We start from the raw sequence: 16,406 nt of genomic DNA, 5'->3' as shown, positions 1-16,406 counted from the left end.
GCTAGTCGCGGCACACCACGAGCAGCGCCCGGTCGTCGTTGACGTCCTTGGCCACCGCCTCGATCAACCGCCAGGCGGAGCCGCGGAATCCGGTGGCCACGAAGCGGTCCGCCTCGCCGATGAGCCGGTCCATGCCCTCGGCGATGTCCCGCTCCGCGGTCTCCACCAGCCCGTCGGTGAACAGCATCAGGACGTCGCCCGACCGCAAGGTGCCCTTCACGCCGTGGAATTCGGCCCCGTCGTAGACGCCCAGCAGCGGTCCCTCGGCGGCCTTCTCCTCCCACCGGCCGCTGCCCGCGTGCAGTTGGACGCCCGGCGGGTGGCCTGCGGACAGCAGTTCGTAGTCGCCGCTCTCCAGGTCGAGCACCAGGTGCACGGAGGTCGCGAAGCCCTCTTCCCAGTTCTGCCGCAGCAGATAGCCGTTCGCGGCGGTGAGGAAGGCGTGCGGCGGCAGCGAGCCGAGCAGGCCGCCGAAGGCGCCGGACAGCAGCAGCGAGCGCGAGGCGGCGTCCATCCCCTTGCCCGACACGTCGGTGAGCACAGCTTCGAGCACCCGGCCGCCGGAGCTGCGGGTGGCGACCACGAAGTCGCCGGAGAAGGACTGGCCGCCGGCCGGGCGCAGCGACATCTCGGCGTGCCAGCCGCCGGGCAGCCGCGGCAGCCTGCTCTGTACCCGGATGCGTTCCCTGAGGTCGAACAGCATGGTGTGGCCGCCCCGCCACGGCACCCCGACCCTGGCTCTGAACTGCGCGATGACCAGGCCGGTGAGGGCCACGGCCGTCACCACGAGAACGGTGCCAGGGGTGACACGGGCCGGGCCCTCGCGGTAGGGGCCGAGCGCGGCCGACTCGGCGATCAGCGCGACCGCGGAGGCCGCGTAGACCAGCAGCAGGCTGGAGGGGCGCAGCAGCAGGCCGCCGGCCAGGATCGGCAGCACCAGGGCGCTGGGCGGGCACCACTCGGGCGTGACGACGGTGGTGTAGGACAGGATCGGGATGATCGCGACCAGGACGCCGAGGCCGGCCCAGTCGGAGGCGCCGCCGCGGAAGTAGTCGACGGCGGACTTGCGCACACTGAGCCGGGCCCGGTGCAGCCGTCTGCGCCACCTGAGCCCGGGTCCCTCGCCCACCGCCACTTTTGCCATGTTCCGGCGACCCTATCCACGGATGGCCCTGCCGTGCAGGCCGGATGGGCTGTGAGCTGTCCGGGTGAGGCGGAAGAGGACCTGAGGGGCTTGGGAAAATACGTTCGCCTGGCGCCGGGCGTCCTGGTACTCAGGGGGTATGACGATCGATCTGCGGGTGCTGGCGGCCGAGCACTGGGACGAGTTCTACCTACGCCTGCTGCGGGCTTTCGGAGGCGTCGGCGACGCGCCCGAGGAGATAGTGATGTGGCGGGACCTGCTGCCCTTCGAGCGGTCGATCGCTGCCTGGGAGGACGGCGGGATCGTCGGTACGGCGGGCGCGTTCGACTTCAGGATGACGCTGCCGGGCGGCGCGCTGCTGGACACGGCGGGCGTCACCATGGTCAGCGTGCAGCCCACGCACCGCCGCCGCGGGGTGCTCACCTCGATGATGCGGCGCCAGCTCGACGACCTCCGCGAGCGCGGCACGGCCGTCGCCGTGCTGACCGCCTCGGAGCCCGGGATCTACGGCCGGTTCGGCTACGGCACCGCGACCCGGCAGACGCACGGTGTGATCGACACCACCCGCGTCACGGTGGCCGTGCCGCCCGGCGCCGACGCGGTGCGGATGCGGCTGGTCACCCCCGCGGAGGGCGTCGCCGCCTGCGAGGCGGTCTACGCCGCCGTGGTGCCCACCAGGCCCGGCATGCTGGCCAGGCGGCCGGGGTGGGAGCAGCTGCCGCTGATGGACCCGCCCAGGGACCGCGGCGGCTTCGGGTCGCGGCTGTGCGTGCTCGCCGAGGTCGACGGCGAGGTGCGCGGTTACGCGCGCTACAGCGTGAAGGCGGACGGCACAGCGGTCGGCGTGCCCGACGGCACCGTCAAGCTGAAGGATGTCGAAGCACTCGATGCGGTGACGTACGCAGCGTTGTGGCGCTATCTCACCGACATCGATCTGGCCGCCCGGCTCACCTTCCACAACCGCCCGGTGGACGACCCGGTGCAGCAGATCGTCTCCGACATCCGTCGTTGCGGGCTCGGCTGGCGCGACGGCCTTTACGTACGCCTGGTGGACCTGCCCGCTGCCCTCGAAGCGCGTACCTACGCGGCGCCTGTCGACGTCGTGTTCGACGTCGAGGACGACTTCTGCCCCTGGAACGCGGGGCGCTGGCGGCTCACGGGGGACGCCAAGGGTGCGACCTGCGAGCGGACCACCGAGCCCGCCGACCTGGCCCTGACGGCGAAGGAGTTGGGCACGGCCTACCTGGGCGGGCACGGGCTGCGGGCGCTGGCCGGTGCGGGCCTGGTCGCCGAACTGCGGCGCGGCGCGCTGGCCGAGGCCTCCGCGGCCTTCCGCTCGGACGTGGAGCCGTGGCTGCCGCACGGCTTCTAGTACTGCGGCCGCACCAGCCGCCGCGCCGGGCACCGGTCCCGCGCGCGGACGGGTCCCGGGCCGCCGGTCCCGGTCCGGCTCAGGCCTGGCAGCGCGGGCACCAGAAGAGGTTGCGGGCGTCCAGCGGCTGCGTGCGCACCGGGGTGCCGCACACCAGGCAGGGCTGCCCGGTGCGGCGGTAGACATAAACCTCGCCGCCGTGGTCGTCCACCCGCGGCGGGCGGCCCATCGCCTCGGGCTCGTGCTCGGGGCGCACGGTGTCGATCCGGTTGGTGCGCACGCCCTCGCGCATCAGCGCCACCAGGTCGGCCCACATCGCGTCCCACACCGGCCGCGGCAGGTCACGGCCGGGCAGGAAGGGGTCGACGCCGTGCCGGAAGAGGACCTCGGCGCGGTAGACGTTGCCGACGCCTGCGATCACCTTCTGGTCCAGCAGCAGCGCGGCCACGCTGATCCTGGACCTGGCGATCCTGGCGTGGACCCGGGCGGGGTCGTCGCCCGGGCGCAGCGGGTCCGGGCCGAGCCGGTCGTGTATGGCCCGCTTCTCCGGCTCGGTGATCAGCGCGCAGGCGGCCGGGCCACGCAGGTCGGCGTGGTGCGCGGGGGTGGCGATCCGCAGTCGCACGGTGCCGGTCGGCGGCGGCGCGGGGCCGTCGCCGAAGCCGAACTTCCCGATCAGGCCCAGGTGGACGTGCACCCAGCCGGCGCCGCCGAAGCCGAGGAAGAGGTGCTTGCCGTGGGCCTGCGCCCCCGTCATCACCTGGCCGTCGACCAGGGCCGCGCCGTCGGAGAACTTGCCCTGCGGGCTGCTGGCCCTGACCGCCCTGCCGCCGAACCGCTCCTGGTGGTCGGCGGCCAGCCGGTGGATCGTGTGGCCTTCGGGCATCGCCCTGTCAGTCCTGCTGAGGGTGGTGGTCCGGGATCGGCGGAAGCTCGCCGGTGGCCTCGTACGCGCTGAGCATGTCGATACGGCGCTGGTGCCGCTCCTCGTGCGAGTACGGCGTCTGGAGGAAGAGCTCCACGAACTTCAGCGCCTCCTCCCGGGAGTGCATCCGGCCGCCGATGCTGAGCACGTTGGCGTCGTTGTGCTCGCGGGCCAGCGTGGCGGTCTGCTCGCTCCACGCCAGGGCGGCGCGGACGCCGCGCACCTTGTTCGCGGCGATCTGCTCGCCGTTGCCGGAGCCGCCGATCACCACGCCGAGGCTGCCGGGGTCGGCGGCGGTACGCTCCGCCGCACGCAGGCAGAACGGCGGGTAGTCGTCGACCGCGTCGTAGATGTGCGGGCCGCAGTCGACGGGCTGGTGCCCGTTGCCGGTCAGCCACTCCACGAGGTGGTTCTTGAGTTCGAAGCCCGCATGGTCCGAGCCGAGGTACACGCGCATGCGGCCAGTCTTTCATCCCGCGGGCGCCGCCGGTCGCCCGCCACCCCCGGGCCTGTCGTGCGGGTCCCGCGGACGCCGCGAGGACCCGCACCCTGCCGGGCCTACCCGGCGGGGGTGCACAGGCGCCAGGCGGCCGGCAGGGCCGCCATGGCGAGTGCGGCCTTGAGCGCGTCGCCGAGCAGGTAGGGCCGCAGGCCCATGGTGAGCGCCTGGTGGGCCGACAGGTGGGCGGAGGCGGCCAGGTAGGGGACGCCCACGGCGTAGACGACGGCCGAGCCGGCGAGCATCACGCCCGCGGTGCGCAGCACCGTGCGGTCGCCACCGCGCCGGGCGAGGAAGCCGACGGCCCCGGAGGCGAGGAGCATCCCGAGGATGTAGCCGAAGCTCGGCATGGACCAGCCGGAGGTGCCGTCCGCGAACCACGGCAGGCCGGCCGCGCCCGCGGCGGCGTACAGGCCGAGCGAGGCGACGCCGCGCCGGGCGCCGAGCGCGGTGCCGACCAGCAGCGCGGCGAAGGTCTGGCCGGTGACCGGCACGGGGGAGCCGGGGACGGGCACGGACAGCTGCGCGGCCAGGCCGGTGAGTGCGGCGCCGCCGATCACCAGGGTGGCGTCCATGAGCCGGGCGCGGCCGGCGGAGGACGCGGGAAGCAGGTCGGCGAGTACGGTTCCGGCCCTGCCGGGGGCGGTGGTGGCGCTCATCGGTTCTCCGCGGGGTGGGGTGGTCGGGGGGTCACCGTGACGCTAGCCCAGCCCTTGATCACCCTTCATCGTCGGACTCCGACAAAGCCCCGATCATCCGCTTGGAGACTCCCGCGCCCGCGCCGGGAGTCGTTTGGCCAGGTGAAGTGAGCAAGGTCACGCACGGAAGGGGGGGGGGGGGGGGGGGGGGGGGCCCCGCCCCCCCCCCCCCGCCCGGGGGGGGGGCCCCCCCCCCCCCCGCGGGGGGGGGGGGCCCCCCGCGGCCGGCACAGCAGGGTAGAAGGCCACCCCCCCCCCCCGGGTCTGGGGGGGCCCCCCCCCGCGCGGGGGGGGGGGGGGTTGGGGGGGGCCCCCCCCCCCCGCCCCCCGCGGGGGGGGGGGGGGGGGGGGGGGCGCCCCCCCCCCCCCCCCCCGCCTCTTCCTGTGTGGTTCCACCAACTCAGGCCGGCTGGATGAGATCCCACCTGTTGCCGTACAGATCGTGGAAGACGACCACCGCCCCGTAGGGCTCGTAGCGCGGCTCCTCCTCGAAGACCACCCCGGCGGCGACCATCCGCCGGTAGTCGCCGTCGAAGTCCTCGGTGTTCAGGAAGAGCCCGACCCGGCCGCCGGTCTGGTCGCCGATCCTGGCGGTCTGCCCGGGTGTGGTGGCCAGGGCGAGCAGCAGGCCGGTCTCGCGGGCGCCCCGCGGCGCGACGACGACCCAGCGGCCGCCGTCCTCGCGCGGGGTGTCCTCGCGCAGCTCGAAGCCGAGCGCGCTGGTGTAGTAGGCGACGGCCTCGTCGTAGTCCCGCACGACGACGGCCACCAGGCCCAGGTGTGCCATGGTTTTCCGACCGCTCTACTCGAAGCTGGGCCCGGCGGTGCGGGTGCGCTTGATCTCGTAGAAGCCGGGGATGGAGGCGACCATGAGCGTGCCGTCCCACAGCTTCGCGGCCTCCTCGCCCTTGGGGGCGGGGGTGACGACCGGGCCGAAGAAGGCGATCTGCGAGCCGTCGGCGCCGGGGACGGCGATGACCGGGGTGCCGACCTCCTGGCCGACCTTGTCGATGCCCTCCTTGTGGGAGGCGCGCAGCTCGGTGTCGTAGGTGTCGCGGTCGGCGAAGTCGGCCAGCTCGGCGGGCAGCCCGACGGCTTCGAGGGCGGCGACGATGGTCTCCCGGGTCCTGGGGAGGGCCTGGTTGTGGAAGCGGGTGCCGAGCGCCTCGTAGAGCGGGCCGACGACCTCGTCGCCGTGCTGCTGCTGGGCGGCGATCACCACGCGGACCGGCCCCCAGGCGTCCCGCAGGAAGGTGGCGTAGTTCTCGGGGAGGGTGTCGAGCTTGTCCTCGTTGAGCACGGCCAGGCTCATGACGTGCCAGCGCACCGCGACGGGGCGGAGCTTCTCGACCTCCAGCATCCAGCGGGACGTCATCCACGCCCACGGGCAGAGCGGGTCGAACCAGAAGTCGGCCGGGGTCTTGGCGGTCTCGGGGGCGGTCGCGGTCACTGCGTACTCCTCAGGCGGATACGGGGGCGGCGCCCGCGTCTGGCGGGGGCGGCCTGGCAGGGCGTGGAACTCACCGAAGGGCAACGCGGTGGGGGGCGCGAGGCATTCCCGCCCGCTGCGCCGCCGCACGCGCTGGTCGGCGCTCTCCTGTCCTACCACCGTGGAAGGATGCGGAGCGTTGCGTGTCCGTTTCCGGGGGTCATAGACGAAGGAGCCGCCCGTGCCCGGCGAGAACCTGAGCCGCGAGGAGGCCCGCGAGCGGGCCGCGATCCTGTCGGTGGAGCGCTACGACGTGGCGCTCGACGTGCGGTCGGCGGCGGGCGCCGCGCCAGCGGGCGGTGAGCGCACCTTCCGGTCCACCACGGTGATCGACTTCCGCTGCTCGCAGCCGGGCGCGTCGTCCTTCGCCGATCTCGTCGCGTCCGAGGTGGTGTCGGTGCGGCTGAACGGCCGCGACCTGGACCCCGCCGCGGTCCACGACGGCGCCAGGATCGCCCTCGACGGCCTCGCGGAGCGCAACACCCTCGTGGTCGACGCGCGTTGCGCCTACAGCCGCACGGGCGAGGGCCTGCACCGCTTCGAGGACCCGGAGGACGGCGAGGTCTACCTCTACACGCAGTACGAGCCGGCCGACGCCCGCCGGGTCTTCGCGAACTTCGAGCAGCCCGACCTCAAGGCGCCGTTCACCTTCCAGGTGACCGCCCCCGAGAGCTGGACGGTGCTGTCCAACGCCGAGCCGGACGGTGAGCCCGCCGCAGCCGACGGCGGCGGCGCGACGACCCGCTTCCGGCCGACGCTGCCGATCCCGACGTACATCACCGCGGTCGTCGCCGGCCCCTACCACGTCGAGCGCGACCACTACTCGCGCACCTTCGACGACAAGGTGGTGCTCGACATCCCGCTGGGCGCCCTGTGCCGCCGCTCGCTCGCGCGGCACTTCGACGCGGACGAGATCTTCACGGTGACCAAGCAGGGCCTGGACTTCTACCACGACAACTTCGACTACCCGTATCCGTTCGGGAAGTACGACCAGGCCTTCGTGCCGGAGTACAACATCGGGGCGATGGAGAATCCGGGCTGCGTGACCTTCCGGGAGGAGTTCGTCTTCCGCGGCAAGGTGACGAGGGCGTCCTACGAGCACCGGGCCAGCGTGGTGCTGCACGAGATGGCGCACATGTGGTTCGGCGACCTGGTGACCATGCGCTGGTGGGACGACCTGTGGCTCAAGGAGTCCTTCGCGGACTTCATGGCGGCCTTCTCCCAGGTGGCCGCGACGCAGTACTCGGAGGGCTGGATCACCTTCGCCAACCGCCGCAAGGGGTGGGCCTACCGGGCCGACCAGCTGCCCTCCACCCACCCGGTGGTCGCCGACATCCGCGACCTGGAGGACGCCAAGCTCAACTTCGACGGCATCACCTACTCCAAGGGCGCCTCGGTGCTCAAGCAGCTGGTGGCCTACGTCGGCCAGGACGCCTTCCTGGAGGCGGCCCGGCGCTACTTCAAGCGGCACGCGTACGGCAACACGGAGCTGGCCGACCTGCTGTCGGTGCTGACCGAGACCTCGGGCCGCGACATGCCGGCCTGGTCGCGGGCCTGGCTGGAGACGGCGGGCGTCAACTCGCTGACGCCGCAGCTCGCCGTCGACGCGCAGGACAGGATCTCCGAACTCGCGGTGCTCCAGACCGCGGACGACCCGGCGCACCCGCAGCTGCGCCCGCACCGGGTCGCCGTCGGCCTCTACCGGCGGGTGCCGGGCGGCGCGCTCGAACGCTACGCGCGGGCCGAGACCGACGTGGCGGGACCGGTCACCGTCGTCGGCGAGCTGGCCGGCCAGCCGCGGCCGGACCTGGTGCTGGTCAACGACGACGACCTGACGTACTGCAAGGTCCGCTTCGACCCGGCCTCGCTCGACACGCTGCGCGCCCACCTGGGCGACCTGTCCGACCCGCTGGCGCGGGCACTGGCCTGGTCGGCGGTGTGGAATCTGACCAGGGACGCGCTGATGCCGGCCGGCGACTACCTGGACCTGGTGCTGCTCTTCGCGGGCCGGGAGAGCGACATCGGGGTGCTCCAGTCGCTGCACCTCCAGGCGCGGACCGCGCTGACGCACTACGTGGCGCAGGACCGCCGCGAGCCGGCGGCGGCCGAGCTGGCGCAGGGCGCGCTGCACGAGCTGCGGCTCGCGGAACCGGGCAGCGGCCACCAGCTGGCGTGGGCGCGGTTCTTCGCCTCGGTGGCGTCCTCTGCCGCCGACCTCCAGCTGCTGCAAGGGCTGCTCGACGGGTCGGCGAGGATCGACGGCCTGGCGGTGGACCAGGAACTGCGCTGGACCTTCCTCGGCGCGCTGACCGCGCAGGGCGCGGCGGACACCGCGGCGATCGCCGCAGAGCGGGCCAGGGACGACACGGCCTCCGGGCACCGCCACGAGGTGCGCTGCCTGGCGGCGCGGCCCACCGCCGAGGTCAAGGCGAGCGCATGGGCCGACGTGGTGGAATCCGACGCGCTGTCGAACGCCCTGGTGGAGGCGACCATCGCGGGCTTCGCGCAGGCCGGGCAGCGCGACCTGCTCGCGCCGTTCACCGAAGCGTATTTCGCGGCGCTCGAGGAGCTGTGGGCGACTCGTTCCATCGAGACCGCGATGGCCGTGGTCAGCGGGCTCTTCCCGGCCTTCCAGGATGCCGCGGGGACGCTCGCGGCGGCCGACAGGTGGCTGGAGGACCACTGGGACGCCGCGCCCGCCCTGCGCCGGCTGGTGCTCGAGGGGCGCGACGACCTGGCCAGGGCACTGCGCGCACAGAGGTGCGACGCGGATGCGGCGGGCGCCGCACGCTCGGGCGCCGCGATCTGACGGCGGGCGGGGGCCGTCCTGCCTGATGGGGCGGCCCTCGTCACCCGAATAGGGGAAAAGAGCTGATCGGCACCCGAACACCTGGACTTTAGCCCGGTGTTGTCCGGTTTTGTCGACGGGCTCGTAACAGCGGTTAGTGACCGGCGGGCCGCAGGGAACGACGTCGCCATGAACGCGAACCCCGGTACCCCCCACGCCCTGGACCCCCGGCTGCCCGCGGAGCAGCGGGTGCTGAACTTCCGTCGGCTGCTCATGCTCGGCGCCACGCCTGCCGTCGTCGCCGAGCGCTGCCGGCCGGGCGGCCCCTGGCAGCAGCTGCTCCCCCAGGTGTACCTGCTGCACTCGGGACCGCCGAGCAGCCGGGAGCGGCTGCAGGCCGCGCTGCTCTACGCCGGCCGCGACCCGCAGGCGCACGGGCCGCTGGGCGGCGGCCGGGAGGCGGTGCTGACGGGCCCGGCCGCGCTCGCCCTGCACCGGCTCTCCTGCGTGCCGCCGCTGCCGGAACTGCCCCGGATCGACGTGCTGGTGCCGTGGCAGCGCAGGCTGCGGGACGCGGGCGACGTGTCCGTCCACCGCACCCGGGACCTGCCGCGCCCGCAGGAGGTGGCCGGGCTGCCCTGCGCCCCGGTACCGCGCGCGCTCGCCGACGCCGTCGCGGACCTGGCCGACACCGAGACGGTACGGCGGCTGCTCACCGAGGCCGTACGCGGCGGGCACTGCGACGCCTCCGCCATCCTGCGCGAACTCGCGGGCGCGGGGCTGCTGGAGCGCCCGCAGGTGGCCGCGGCCGTGGCGGCGCTGCGCGGCGCCGACCGCACCATGGCGGAGCAGCGGCTCTACGCGATGGTGCGGGGCCACGGGTTGCCCGATCCGGTCTGGAACGTCGACCTGCGGCTGCCCGGCGGCCCGATGCTCGGCGGGGTGGACGCCTACTGGCCCGAGCACGCGGTGGCCCTCGCGATCGACCCGCGGGCGGCCGCGGACGGCTGCGGACCACCGCCCGGCAGGGCCGCGGGCGGCGGCCCCGCGGTGGGACGCGAGGCGCCGCGGGACGAGGACGACCCGGTGGTGGACGACGTACTCGCCGATCCGTTCGGCGGCGCCTACGCCGATCCCTACGCCGATCCCTTCGGCGAGGCCTTCGGTGCCGCGGCGGGCGACGGGACCGGCGGGACGGACGCGCCGTTCGGCGACGACGAGGTGTGGTCGCGCTGCGTCCGGCAGCGCGAGCGGCTCGAGGCGCTGGGGATCACCCTCGTGCACGTCACCGCGGCCAAACTGCGGGACGCCGGCGAGCAGCAGGCCGCGGTGGTGCGGACGGCACTGACGGCGTCGGTGGACCAACTGCCGCCCGCCTACGTCGTGGTGACCCCGCGCTGAACCGGACTCCGGGCGGATTGTGCGGGTCTGCGGTGGTCTGCCAGTGGCGGGAACACGTCACCGAAGACCCAAGGGAAGGTCAACGCACCCCAAAGAGCGGCTTTCCCCGGCAGGGTGACGAGGCATACGGCTCCGTTTCCCGAACACCGACCCGAGGATCCGAACAGGGGTGCCCATGTCACTCGATCACATACCAGGCAAGAGACGCGCGGCCCGGCTGGCGCTCACCGTGGGCCTGGTGGCCGCGCTGACGGCCGCGGGTCCCGCCCTGGCCGCGGCCGACACCGCGCCCACCGCGCCCACCTCCCCCACGTCCCCCGCCACCGGCTCGGACGCCCCCGGCGAGCCAGGCAAGGACGCGGCGGACAAGCTCGGATCCGCCGACGCCACCCTGCTGGCCAAGGCCAAGGCGGACGGCGACAAGAACGTCACCTTCATGATCGCGGGCAAGCCCGGCAGCACCGCCGAGATCACCTCCCGGCTGCACGCCCAGGGCGCCAGCGTCGGCCTGACCTACGACAAGCTCGGCTACGTCCGCGCGACCGTGCCCACCGCCAAGGCCGACGCGGCGATCGGCGCCGCGCAGAAGCTGCCCTCGGTGCTGGCCATCGACCTGCGGCAGGAGGTCAAGCTCGACGACCCGACCCCGGCCGGCGACACCACCGCCGGCGCGTCCCGGCACCCGGGCAAGCCGGCCACCACCTACCCCGGGCCCGACAAGCACACCCCCGCCGCGAACCCCTACCAGCCGTCCTTCGAGACCGGCGCGGTGGACTTCGTCAGGGACCACCCGGCCGCCGACGGCCGCGGCGTGACCATCGGCATCCTCGACTCCGGTGTCGACGTCGGCCACCCGGCGCTGCAGAAGACCACCACGGGCGAGCGGAAGATCGTCGACTGGGTCACCTCGACCGACCCGATACTCGACGGCGACGCCACCTGGCGCCCCATGGTCACCGCCGTGTCCGGGCCGTCCTTCACCGCGGCCGGCCGCACCTGGACCGCGCCCGCAGGGAGTTACCTCTTCAGCACCTTCGCCGAGGCCGCCACCAAGGGCGGCGACATGCTGGGCGACCTCAACCGCGACGGCGACACCACCGACGTCTGGGGCGTGCTCTACGACCCGGCCGCGGGCACCGTCCGGGTGGACCTGGACAGCAACGGCGACTTCACGGGCGACACCGCCATGAAGCCGTACAAGGACGGCTTCCAGATCGGCCACTTCGGCACCGACGACCCGGCCACGCCGATCTCCGAGTCGATCCCCTTCACCATCGAGATCCGCAAGAACGTCCCGATGGACCCCTACGGCGGCGACTGGGTCGGCAAGACGGCCGACTTCGTCAACATCGGCCTGGTCCAGTCCGAGCACGGCACGCACGTCGCGGGCATCACCGCCGCCGACGGCCTCTTCGGCGGCAGGATGAACGGCGCCGCGCCCGGCGCGAAGATCGTCTCCTCCCGGGCCTGCACCTGGTCAGGCGGCTGCACCAACATCGCGCTCACCGAGGGCATGACCGACCTGGTGGTCAACCACCACGTCGACGTCGTCAACATGTCCATCGGCGGCCTCGGCGCCCTCAACGACGGTGCCAGCGCCCGCGATCTGCTCTACCGGCAGCTGATCGACACCTACGGGGTGCAGCTGGTGATCTCCGCGGGCAACGACGGCCCCGGCGTCAACACCATCAGCGACCCGGGGCTGGCCGACCACGTCCTCAGCGTCGGCGCGTCCATCTCCCGCGAGACCTGGGCGGCCAACTACGGCTCGCAGACCACTGTGCCGTACTCGCTGCTGCCCTTCTCCGCCCGCGGCCCGCGGGAGGACGGCGGCCTCGCCCCCGTCATCACCGCGCCCGGCGCCGCCATCAACTCCGTGCCGACCTGGGAGCCGGGGGCGCCCGTCGCCGACGCCGGCTACGACCTGCCGCCCGGCTACGCCATGCTCCAGGGCACCTCGATGGCCTCACCGCAGGCCACCGGGGCCGCGGCGCTGCTGCTGTCCGCCGCCAAGGCGCAGCACCTGAAGGTCACCCCCGCGCAGTTGCGCACCGCGCTGATCAGCACCGCCAAGAACATCCCCGGATTCCAGACCGTCGACCAGGGCGCCGGCCTCGTCTCGGTGGCACCCGCCTGGAACCTGCTGCGCAGCGGCGGCACCACCGACACGTACACCGTCAAGGCACCGGTCGACACCGCCTTGTCGAGCTTCCTGCAGACCCCCGGCTACGGGACCGGTGTCTACGACCGCGAGGGCGGCCTGGCCACCGGCGGGCAGCGTACGTACAACGTGACCGTCACCCGCACCGGCGGCTCCCCCTACGCCCAGCTGCACACCCTGACCTGGGCGCACAACGACGGCACCTTCTCGGTCGCGAGCCCGCTGGTCCTGCTGCCGCTGAACAAGCCGGTCACCGTGCGGATCACCGCGAAGCCGCGGTCCGCCGGGGTGCACAGCGCGCTGCTCGACGTCGACAACCCGCTCACCCACGGCACCGACACGCAGGTCGCGGCCGCCGTCGTGGTCTCCACACCGATCGCGAGCCCGTCCTACACGCTCACCCGCTCCGGCACGATCCAGCGGGACAGCACCCGCTCCTACTTCCTCACCGTGCCGGCCGGCGCGACCTCGCTCGAGGTCGCGATGGGCGGCCTCAAGCCGGGCAGCCAGACCCGCTTCATCTCCATGCACCCCTACGGCGTGCCGCTGGACTCCACCCAGACCCCCGACTGCTACCCGAACTACGACAACCCCGCCAACACCTGCCGCCCCGACCTGCGGTCCTACGCCGACCCGCTGCCGGGCGTGTGGGAGATCGAGGTGGAGGCACGGCGCACCTCGCCGCAGCTCGACAACCCCTACCAGCTGACGGTCTCCGTCCTCGGTGCCGCCTTCGACCCGGCCGTGCAGACGGTGCCGTCCGCCACGGTGGGCACCCCGGCGCCGGTGAGCTGGAACGTCACGAACAACTTCGCGGCGATCAGCGGCGGTTCCCTCAAGGGCGGCCCGCTCGGCTCGGCGCTCACCGCGACGCCGACGATCGCGGAAGGAGAGGCGCGGACCACCTCGCTGACGCTGGGCGCGGGCGCCTCGCGGCTCGACGTCTCCATCGGCTCGCCCTCCGACCCGCAGGCCGACCTCGACCTCTACGTCTACCGCGACGGCGTGCTGATCGCGCAGTCCGCCGACGGTGACGCGGAGGAGGCCGTCAGCCTCACCGACCCGGCGCCCGGCACGTACACCTTCGAGGTGGACGGGTACTCGGTGCCCTCCGGCTCCACGACCTACTCCTACAAGGACGTCTACTACTCGGCCGGCCTCGGCCAGGTCACGGTGGACACCTCCGCCGCGGTCGACCTCCCGCACGGCGCCTCCGCGCCGGTCAGCGCGTCCGTCCTGGCCGCGGCCGCAGCCCCCGCGGGGCGCCAGCTGTTCGGCCAGGTGCAACTTCTCGACGCGCGCGGGACCGCCGCGGGCACCGGAAGCGTGATCATCACGTCGACCACGTCCTAGTCCATCCCCCGGGGGTACGGGCCACCGCCCGTACCCCCGGCCTTCTCCTTGCCTTCACGAACGGCGGCGCAGGATCGCCCGTGCCGGGAGGGCCGTCGCGGCCAGTGTGAGGACGAGCGCGCCGCCCGCGAGCAGGGCCGCGGTCGCCGGGGGCACATAGGGAGCGGCCCCCGTGAGACCGCGCGCGATGGGCACCAGCGTGATCCACGCGATCCCCGCCCCGATCGCAAGACCGGCCACGGCCACCAGAACCGCCTCCCCGCGCAGCATCCCCAGCACCTGCCGCCTGGTCGCCCCCGTGAGCCTCAGCAGCGCGACCTCGCGCCGGCGGTCCAGCACCGTCATGACCAGCGTGTTGACCGCGGCGACCGCCGCGAACCCGCCGAGGACCGCGGCCATCACCCGGTTGGCCCAGGCGTTGAGTTCGAGGTCCCTGTCGGCCTCCGCCCGGTAGCCGGCCCGGTCGGTGACCCGCAACCCCGGGACGCCGAGCCGGCCGAGATCGCGCCCGACGGCGCCCGCGTCGGCCCCGGCCCTGTCGTGCACCAGCACCTCCGTGTCGAAGGCGCTCGCCGCGTGCGGCGCCACCACGGCCCGCGGCAGCAGCAGGGAACCGAGCCCCAGCCCGCGGCCGTACACCGCCACGACCCTCGGCCGCAGCGTGCCGCCGTCGCCGAGCCACAGCGAGATCCGGTCGCCGACACCGACCTCGGCCGTACCCGCGAGCAGCGTGTCGACGGCGACCGTGCGGCCGTCGCCCGTGAGGTCGGCGAGCGAGCCGGTGCGGACCCCGAGCGCGAGGACGCCGGGCAGATCGGCCGGGTCGCCGTCGACGCCGAGCACGCTGGTGGAGTTCAGCGACCCGGCGGCACGGAAGAGGGCGCCGCTGCGCAGCACCCCCACCGCACCGGCCACTCCCTTGACCCGGGCGGCGGCCGACACCGTGCCGGCCGGCAGCCCCGCCGCGTCGGAGCCGATCACCTGGTCGGCGACGACACCCTCCCTGATCTGCCGGGACGACTCGTGCTGTATCGAGCTCTGCATGCACAGCAGCGTCCCTGCGAAGGCGGTGACCAGCACGATCGGGGTGATCGCGGAGGCCAGCCTGCGGGCGTTGGCACGGGTGTTGGCCGCCGCGAGCGCACCGGCCGCGCCGCCGGCCCGCAGCGGCAGCCCGAGCAGCGCGGCGGCGAGCCAGGCGACCACGGGACCGAGGAAGGCGACGCCGACCATGAAGCAGAAGACGACGCCCAGGGCGATGGACGCGGCGGCGTCACCCGTGACGTGCGCGGCGACCGCGGCCAGGACGGCGCCGCCCGCGACGGCCACGACACCCAGCACCGTACGGACGATCCCGGGCCTGCGCCGCTCCACCGCCGCCTCGCCCAGCGCCTGGCTCGGCCTGGCCTTCGAGGGCCGCCTTGCAGCCAGCAGGCCCGCGGCCAGGGCGGCGAGCATCCCGGCGCCGATCGCGGCGACCATCGGGATCCAGCCGACCGCCAGGGTCACCCCGTGCGGGACGGCGTCCCTGTGCACGAGCTGCCCGAGCCACCAGCGGGCCAGCGCGACACCGGGCAGGATCCCGGTGAGCCCGGCGACCGGCGCCACCGTCAGCGCCTCGGTGGCGATGGTGCGGCGGATCTGCCGCGGAGTCGCGCCGACGGCGCGCAGCAGCGCGATCTCGCGGCCGCGCTGGCCGATGGCGAGCGCCACGGTGCCCATCACCACGAAGATCGCGGTGGCGGCCGCGATGCCGCCGAAGGAGCCGCCGATGGCGATCAGCATCTCCTTGGCACCGGCCAGCCGCGGCTGTTCCGCGGCGCCGCGGCCCTCCCCCGTGCGGACCTTCGCCGCGTCGCCGACCGCGTGCCGCGCCTGGTCCGCGACCGCCTCGGTGCCGACGCCGGGACGGGGCAGGACGGCGATGGCGTCGGCGAGTCCCGGGTGACCGGAGAGGCGGGGTGCGGCGGACTCGGCGAAGTAGGCGGTGCCCGTGCCGCCAGCGGTGGCGGTCAGGCCCGCGACCCGGTAGGCGGCGGTGCCGCCGGGCGCGGTCAGGGTGACGCTGCGTCCGATGCCGGTGTGCGCGGCCTGCGCGGCGGCCGGGTCGAGGACCACCTCGCCTGCGGCGGGCGCGTGCCCCTGGACGACCGCGGCGCCGTCGATGGCCCGCGCGTCCCAGTTGCGCCCGGTCAGCGCGGGCATCCGGTCCCCCAGCACCGGGAAGGCGACATCGGGCACGGCGGCGGCCACGCCCGGCTCCGCGGCGATACGCGTGGCGAGGGCGGCGGGCAGCCGCGGGGTGTCGGTGAGGGGTTCCCCCTCGGTGTCGGCGTCGTCGCCGTGTCCGACGGTGATCTCCGCGTCGGGGTCCGGGGCCACCACCACGGGCACATGGGCGTAGCGCACCGGTGCCACGTGGGCGGTCAGCCCGGTCTGCAGCAGCGTGCCGCACGCCATGACGATCGCGGCGGCGAACAGCAGCGCCACGAAGGTCCCGGCGAAGGACGCGGGCCGGAAGCGCACGGACGCGCGGGCGAGGCCGTTCACGCGGCAACCCCTCCCGGGGGGACGGC

The 16,406-nt window shown here is 74.2% G+C and carries 11 protein-coding genes; 4 read left to right on the top strand and 7 right to left on the bottom strand.

Annotation, left to right across the window (positions count from 1 at the left end; translation table 11 throughout):
• Position 1: 1 nt before the first annotated feature.
• The gene (locus ACGFMP_RS06235; RefSeq protein WP_393670621.1) at positions 2-1,144 is read right to left on the bottom strand and encodes a PP2C family protein-serine/threonine phosphatase; all 1,143 of its coding nucleotides are present in this window, start codon (positions 1,142-1,144) and stop codon (positions 2-4) included.
• A gap of 139 nt (positions 1,145-1,283) precedes the next feature.
• Between ACGFMP_RS06235 and ACGFMP_RS06230 the strand changes: the two genes are divergently transcribed.
• On the top strand, positions 1,284-2,516 hold the full coding sequence (locus ACGFMP_RS06230) for a GNAT family N-acetyltransferase (protein WP_393670619.1): 1,233 nt from the start codon (positions 1,284-1,286) through the stop codon (positions 2,514-2,516).
• Between the two features lie 79 nt (positions 2,517-2,595).
• Here ACGFMP_RS06230 and ACGFMP_RS06225 read toward each other — a convergent pair whose 3' ends face one another.
• The 5 genes from ACGFMP_RS06225 to ACGFMP_RS06205 form a co-directional block, all read right to left on the bottom strand.
• The gene (locus ACGFMP_RS06225; RefSeq protein WP_393670618.1) at positions 2,596-3,402 is read right to left on the bottom strand and encodes an Fpg/Nei family DNA glycosylase; all 807 of its coding nucleotides are present in this window, start codon (positions 3,400-3,402) and stop codon (positions 2,596-2,598) included.
• Positions 3,403-3,409: 7 nt separating this feature from the next.
• Positions 3,410-3,898 (bottom strand): ribose-5-phosphate isomerase, encoded by a 489-nt coding sequence (locus tag ACGFMP_RS06220; RefSeq protein WP_393670617.1) that lies wholly within the window; start codon positions 3,896-3,898, stop codon positions 3,410-3,412.
• A 101-nt stretch (positions 3,899-3,999) separates the two neighbouring features.
• The gene (locus tag ACGFMP_RS06215) at positions 4,000-4,599 is read right to left on the bottom strand and encodes a biotin transporter BioY (RefSeq protein WP_393670616.1); all 600 of its coding nucleotides are present in this window, start codon (positions 4,597-4,599) and stop codon (positions 4,000-4,002) included.
• Positions 4,600-5,038: 439 nt separating this feature from the next.
• Positions 5,039-5,425, bottom strand: coding sequence for a VOC family protein (locus ACGFMP_RS06210; RefSeq protein WP_393670615.1), 387 nt, complete (start codon positions 5,423-5,425; stop codon positions 5,039-5,041).
• Positions 5,426-5,440: 15 nt separating this feature from the next.
• On the bottom strand, positions 5,441-6,088 hold the full coding sequence (locus ACGFMP_RS06205) for a DsbA family protein (RefSeq protein WP_393670614.1): 648 nt from the start codon (positions 6,086-6,088) through the stop codon (positions 5,441-5,443).
• Between the two features lie 220 nt (positions 6,089-6,308).
• On the opposite strand from ACGFMP_RS06205, the gene pepN reads away from it, so the two are divergent.
• The 3 genes from pepN to ACGFMP_RS06190 all read left to right on the top strand — a co-directional run bounded on the left by pepN (position 6,309) and on the right by ACGFMP_RS06190 (position 13,830).
• Positions 6,309-8,936: an aminopeptidase N gene (gene pepN / locus ACGFMP_RS06200; protein ID WP_393670613.1), complete on the top strand. Its 2,628-nt coding sequence runs from the start codon at positions 6,309-6,311 to the stop codon at positions 8,934-8,936.
• Between the two features lie 168 nt (positions 8,937-9,104).
• A complete protein-coding gene (locus ACGFMP_RS06195) occupies positions 9,105-10,316 on the top strand; it encodes a hypothetical protein (protein ID WP_393670612.1) in 1,212 nt (403 codons plus the stop codon).
• A 175-nt stretch (positions 10,317-10,491) separates the two neighbouring features.
• A complete protein-coding gene (locus ACGFMP_RS06190; RefSeq protein WP_393670611.1) occupies positions 10,492-13,830 on the top strand; it encodes a S8 family serine peptidase in 3,339 nt (1,112 codons plus the stop codon).
• A 54-nt stretch (positions 13,831-13,884) separates the two neighbouring features.
• Here the strand turns inward: ACGFMP_RS06190 and ACGFMP_RS06185 are convergent, their stop codons facing one another.
• Positions 13,885-16,380, bottom strand: coding sequence for an ABC transporter permease (locus ACGFMP_RS06185; protein ID WP_393670609.1), 2,496 nt, complete (start codon positions 16,378-16,380; stop codon positions 13,885-13,887).
• Positions 16,381-16,406: the final 26 nt, after the last annotated feature.

Origin of the sequence: Streptomyces sp. NPDC049040, from assembly GCF_043197715.1 — a bacterium.
Taxonomy (GTDB): Bacteria; Actinomycetota; Actinomycetes; order Streptomycetales; family Streptomycetaceae; genus Actinacidiphila.
The sequence above is the reverse complement of the archived record's forward strand: the minus strand, read 5'-3'. Positions and strand labels throughout refer to the sequence as shown.

What these genes read in the sequence shown, in the direction of transcription:
- ACGFMP_RS06225 (WP_393670618.1), bottom strand. Translation starts at nt 3,402, where the DNA reads ATGCCCGAAGGCCACACGATCCACCGGCTGGCCGCCGACCACCAGGAG.
- ACGFMP_RS06190 (WP_393670611.1), top strand. Translation starts at nt 10,492, where the DNA reads ATGTCACTCGATCACATACCAGGCAAGAGACGCGCGGCCCGGCTGGCG.
- ACGFMP_RS06230 (WP_393670619.1), top strand. Translation starts at nt 1,284, where the DNA reads ATGACGATCGATCTGCGGGTGCTGGCGGCCGAGCACTGGGACGAGTTC.
- ACGFMP_RS06220 (WP_393670617.1), bottom strand. Translation starts at nt 3,898, where the DNA reads ATGCGCGTGTACCTCGGCTCGGACCATGCGGGCTTCGAACTCAAGAAC.
- ACGFMP_RS06235 (WP_393670621.1), bottom strand. Translation starts at nt 1,144, where the DNA reads ATGGCAAAAGTGGCGGTGGGCGAGGGACCCGGGCTCAGGTGGCGCAGA.
- ACGFMP_RS06195 (WP_393670612.1), top strand. Translation starts at nt 9,105, where the DNA reads ATGAACGCGAACCCCGGTACCCCCCACGCCCTGGACCCCCGGCTGCCC.
- ACGFMP_RS06215 (WP_393670616.1), bottom strand. Translation starts at nt 4,599, where the DNA reads ATGAGCGCCACCACCGCCCCCGGCAGGGCCGGAACCGTACTCGCCGAC.
- ACGFMP_RS06210 (WP_393670615.1), bottom strand. Translation starts at nt 5,425, where the DNA reads ATGGCACACCTGGGCCTGGTGGCCGTCGTCGTGCGGGACTACGACGAG.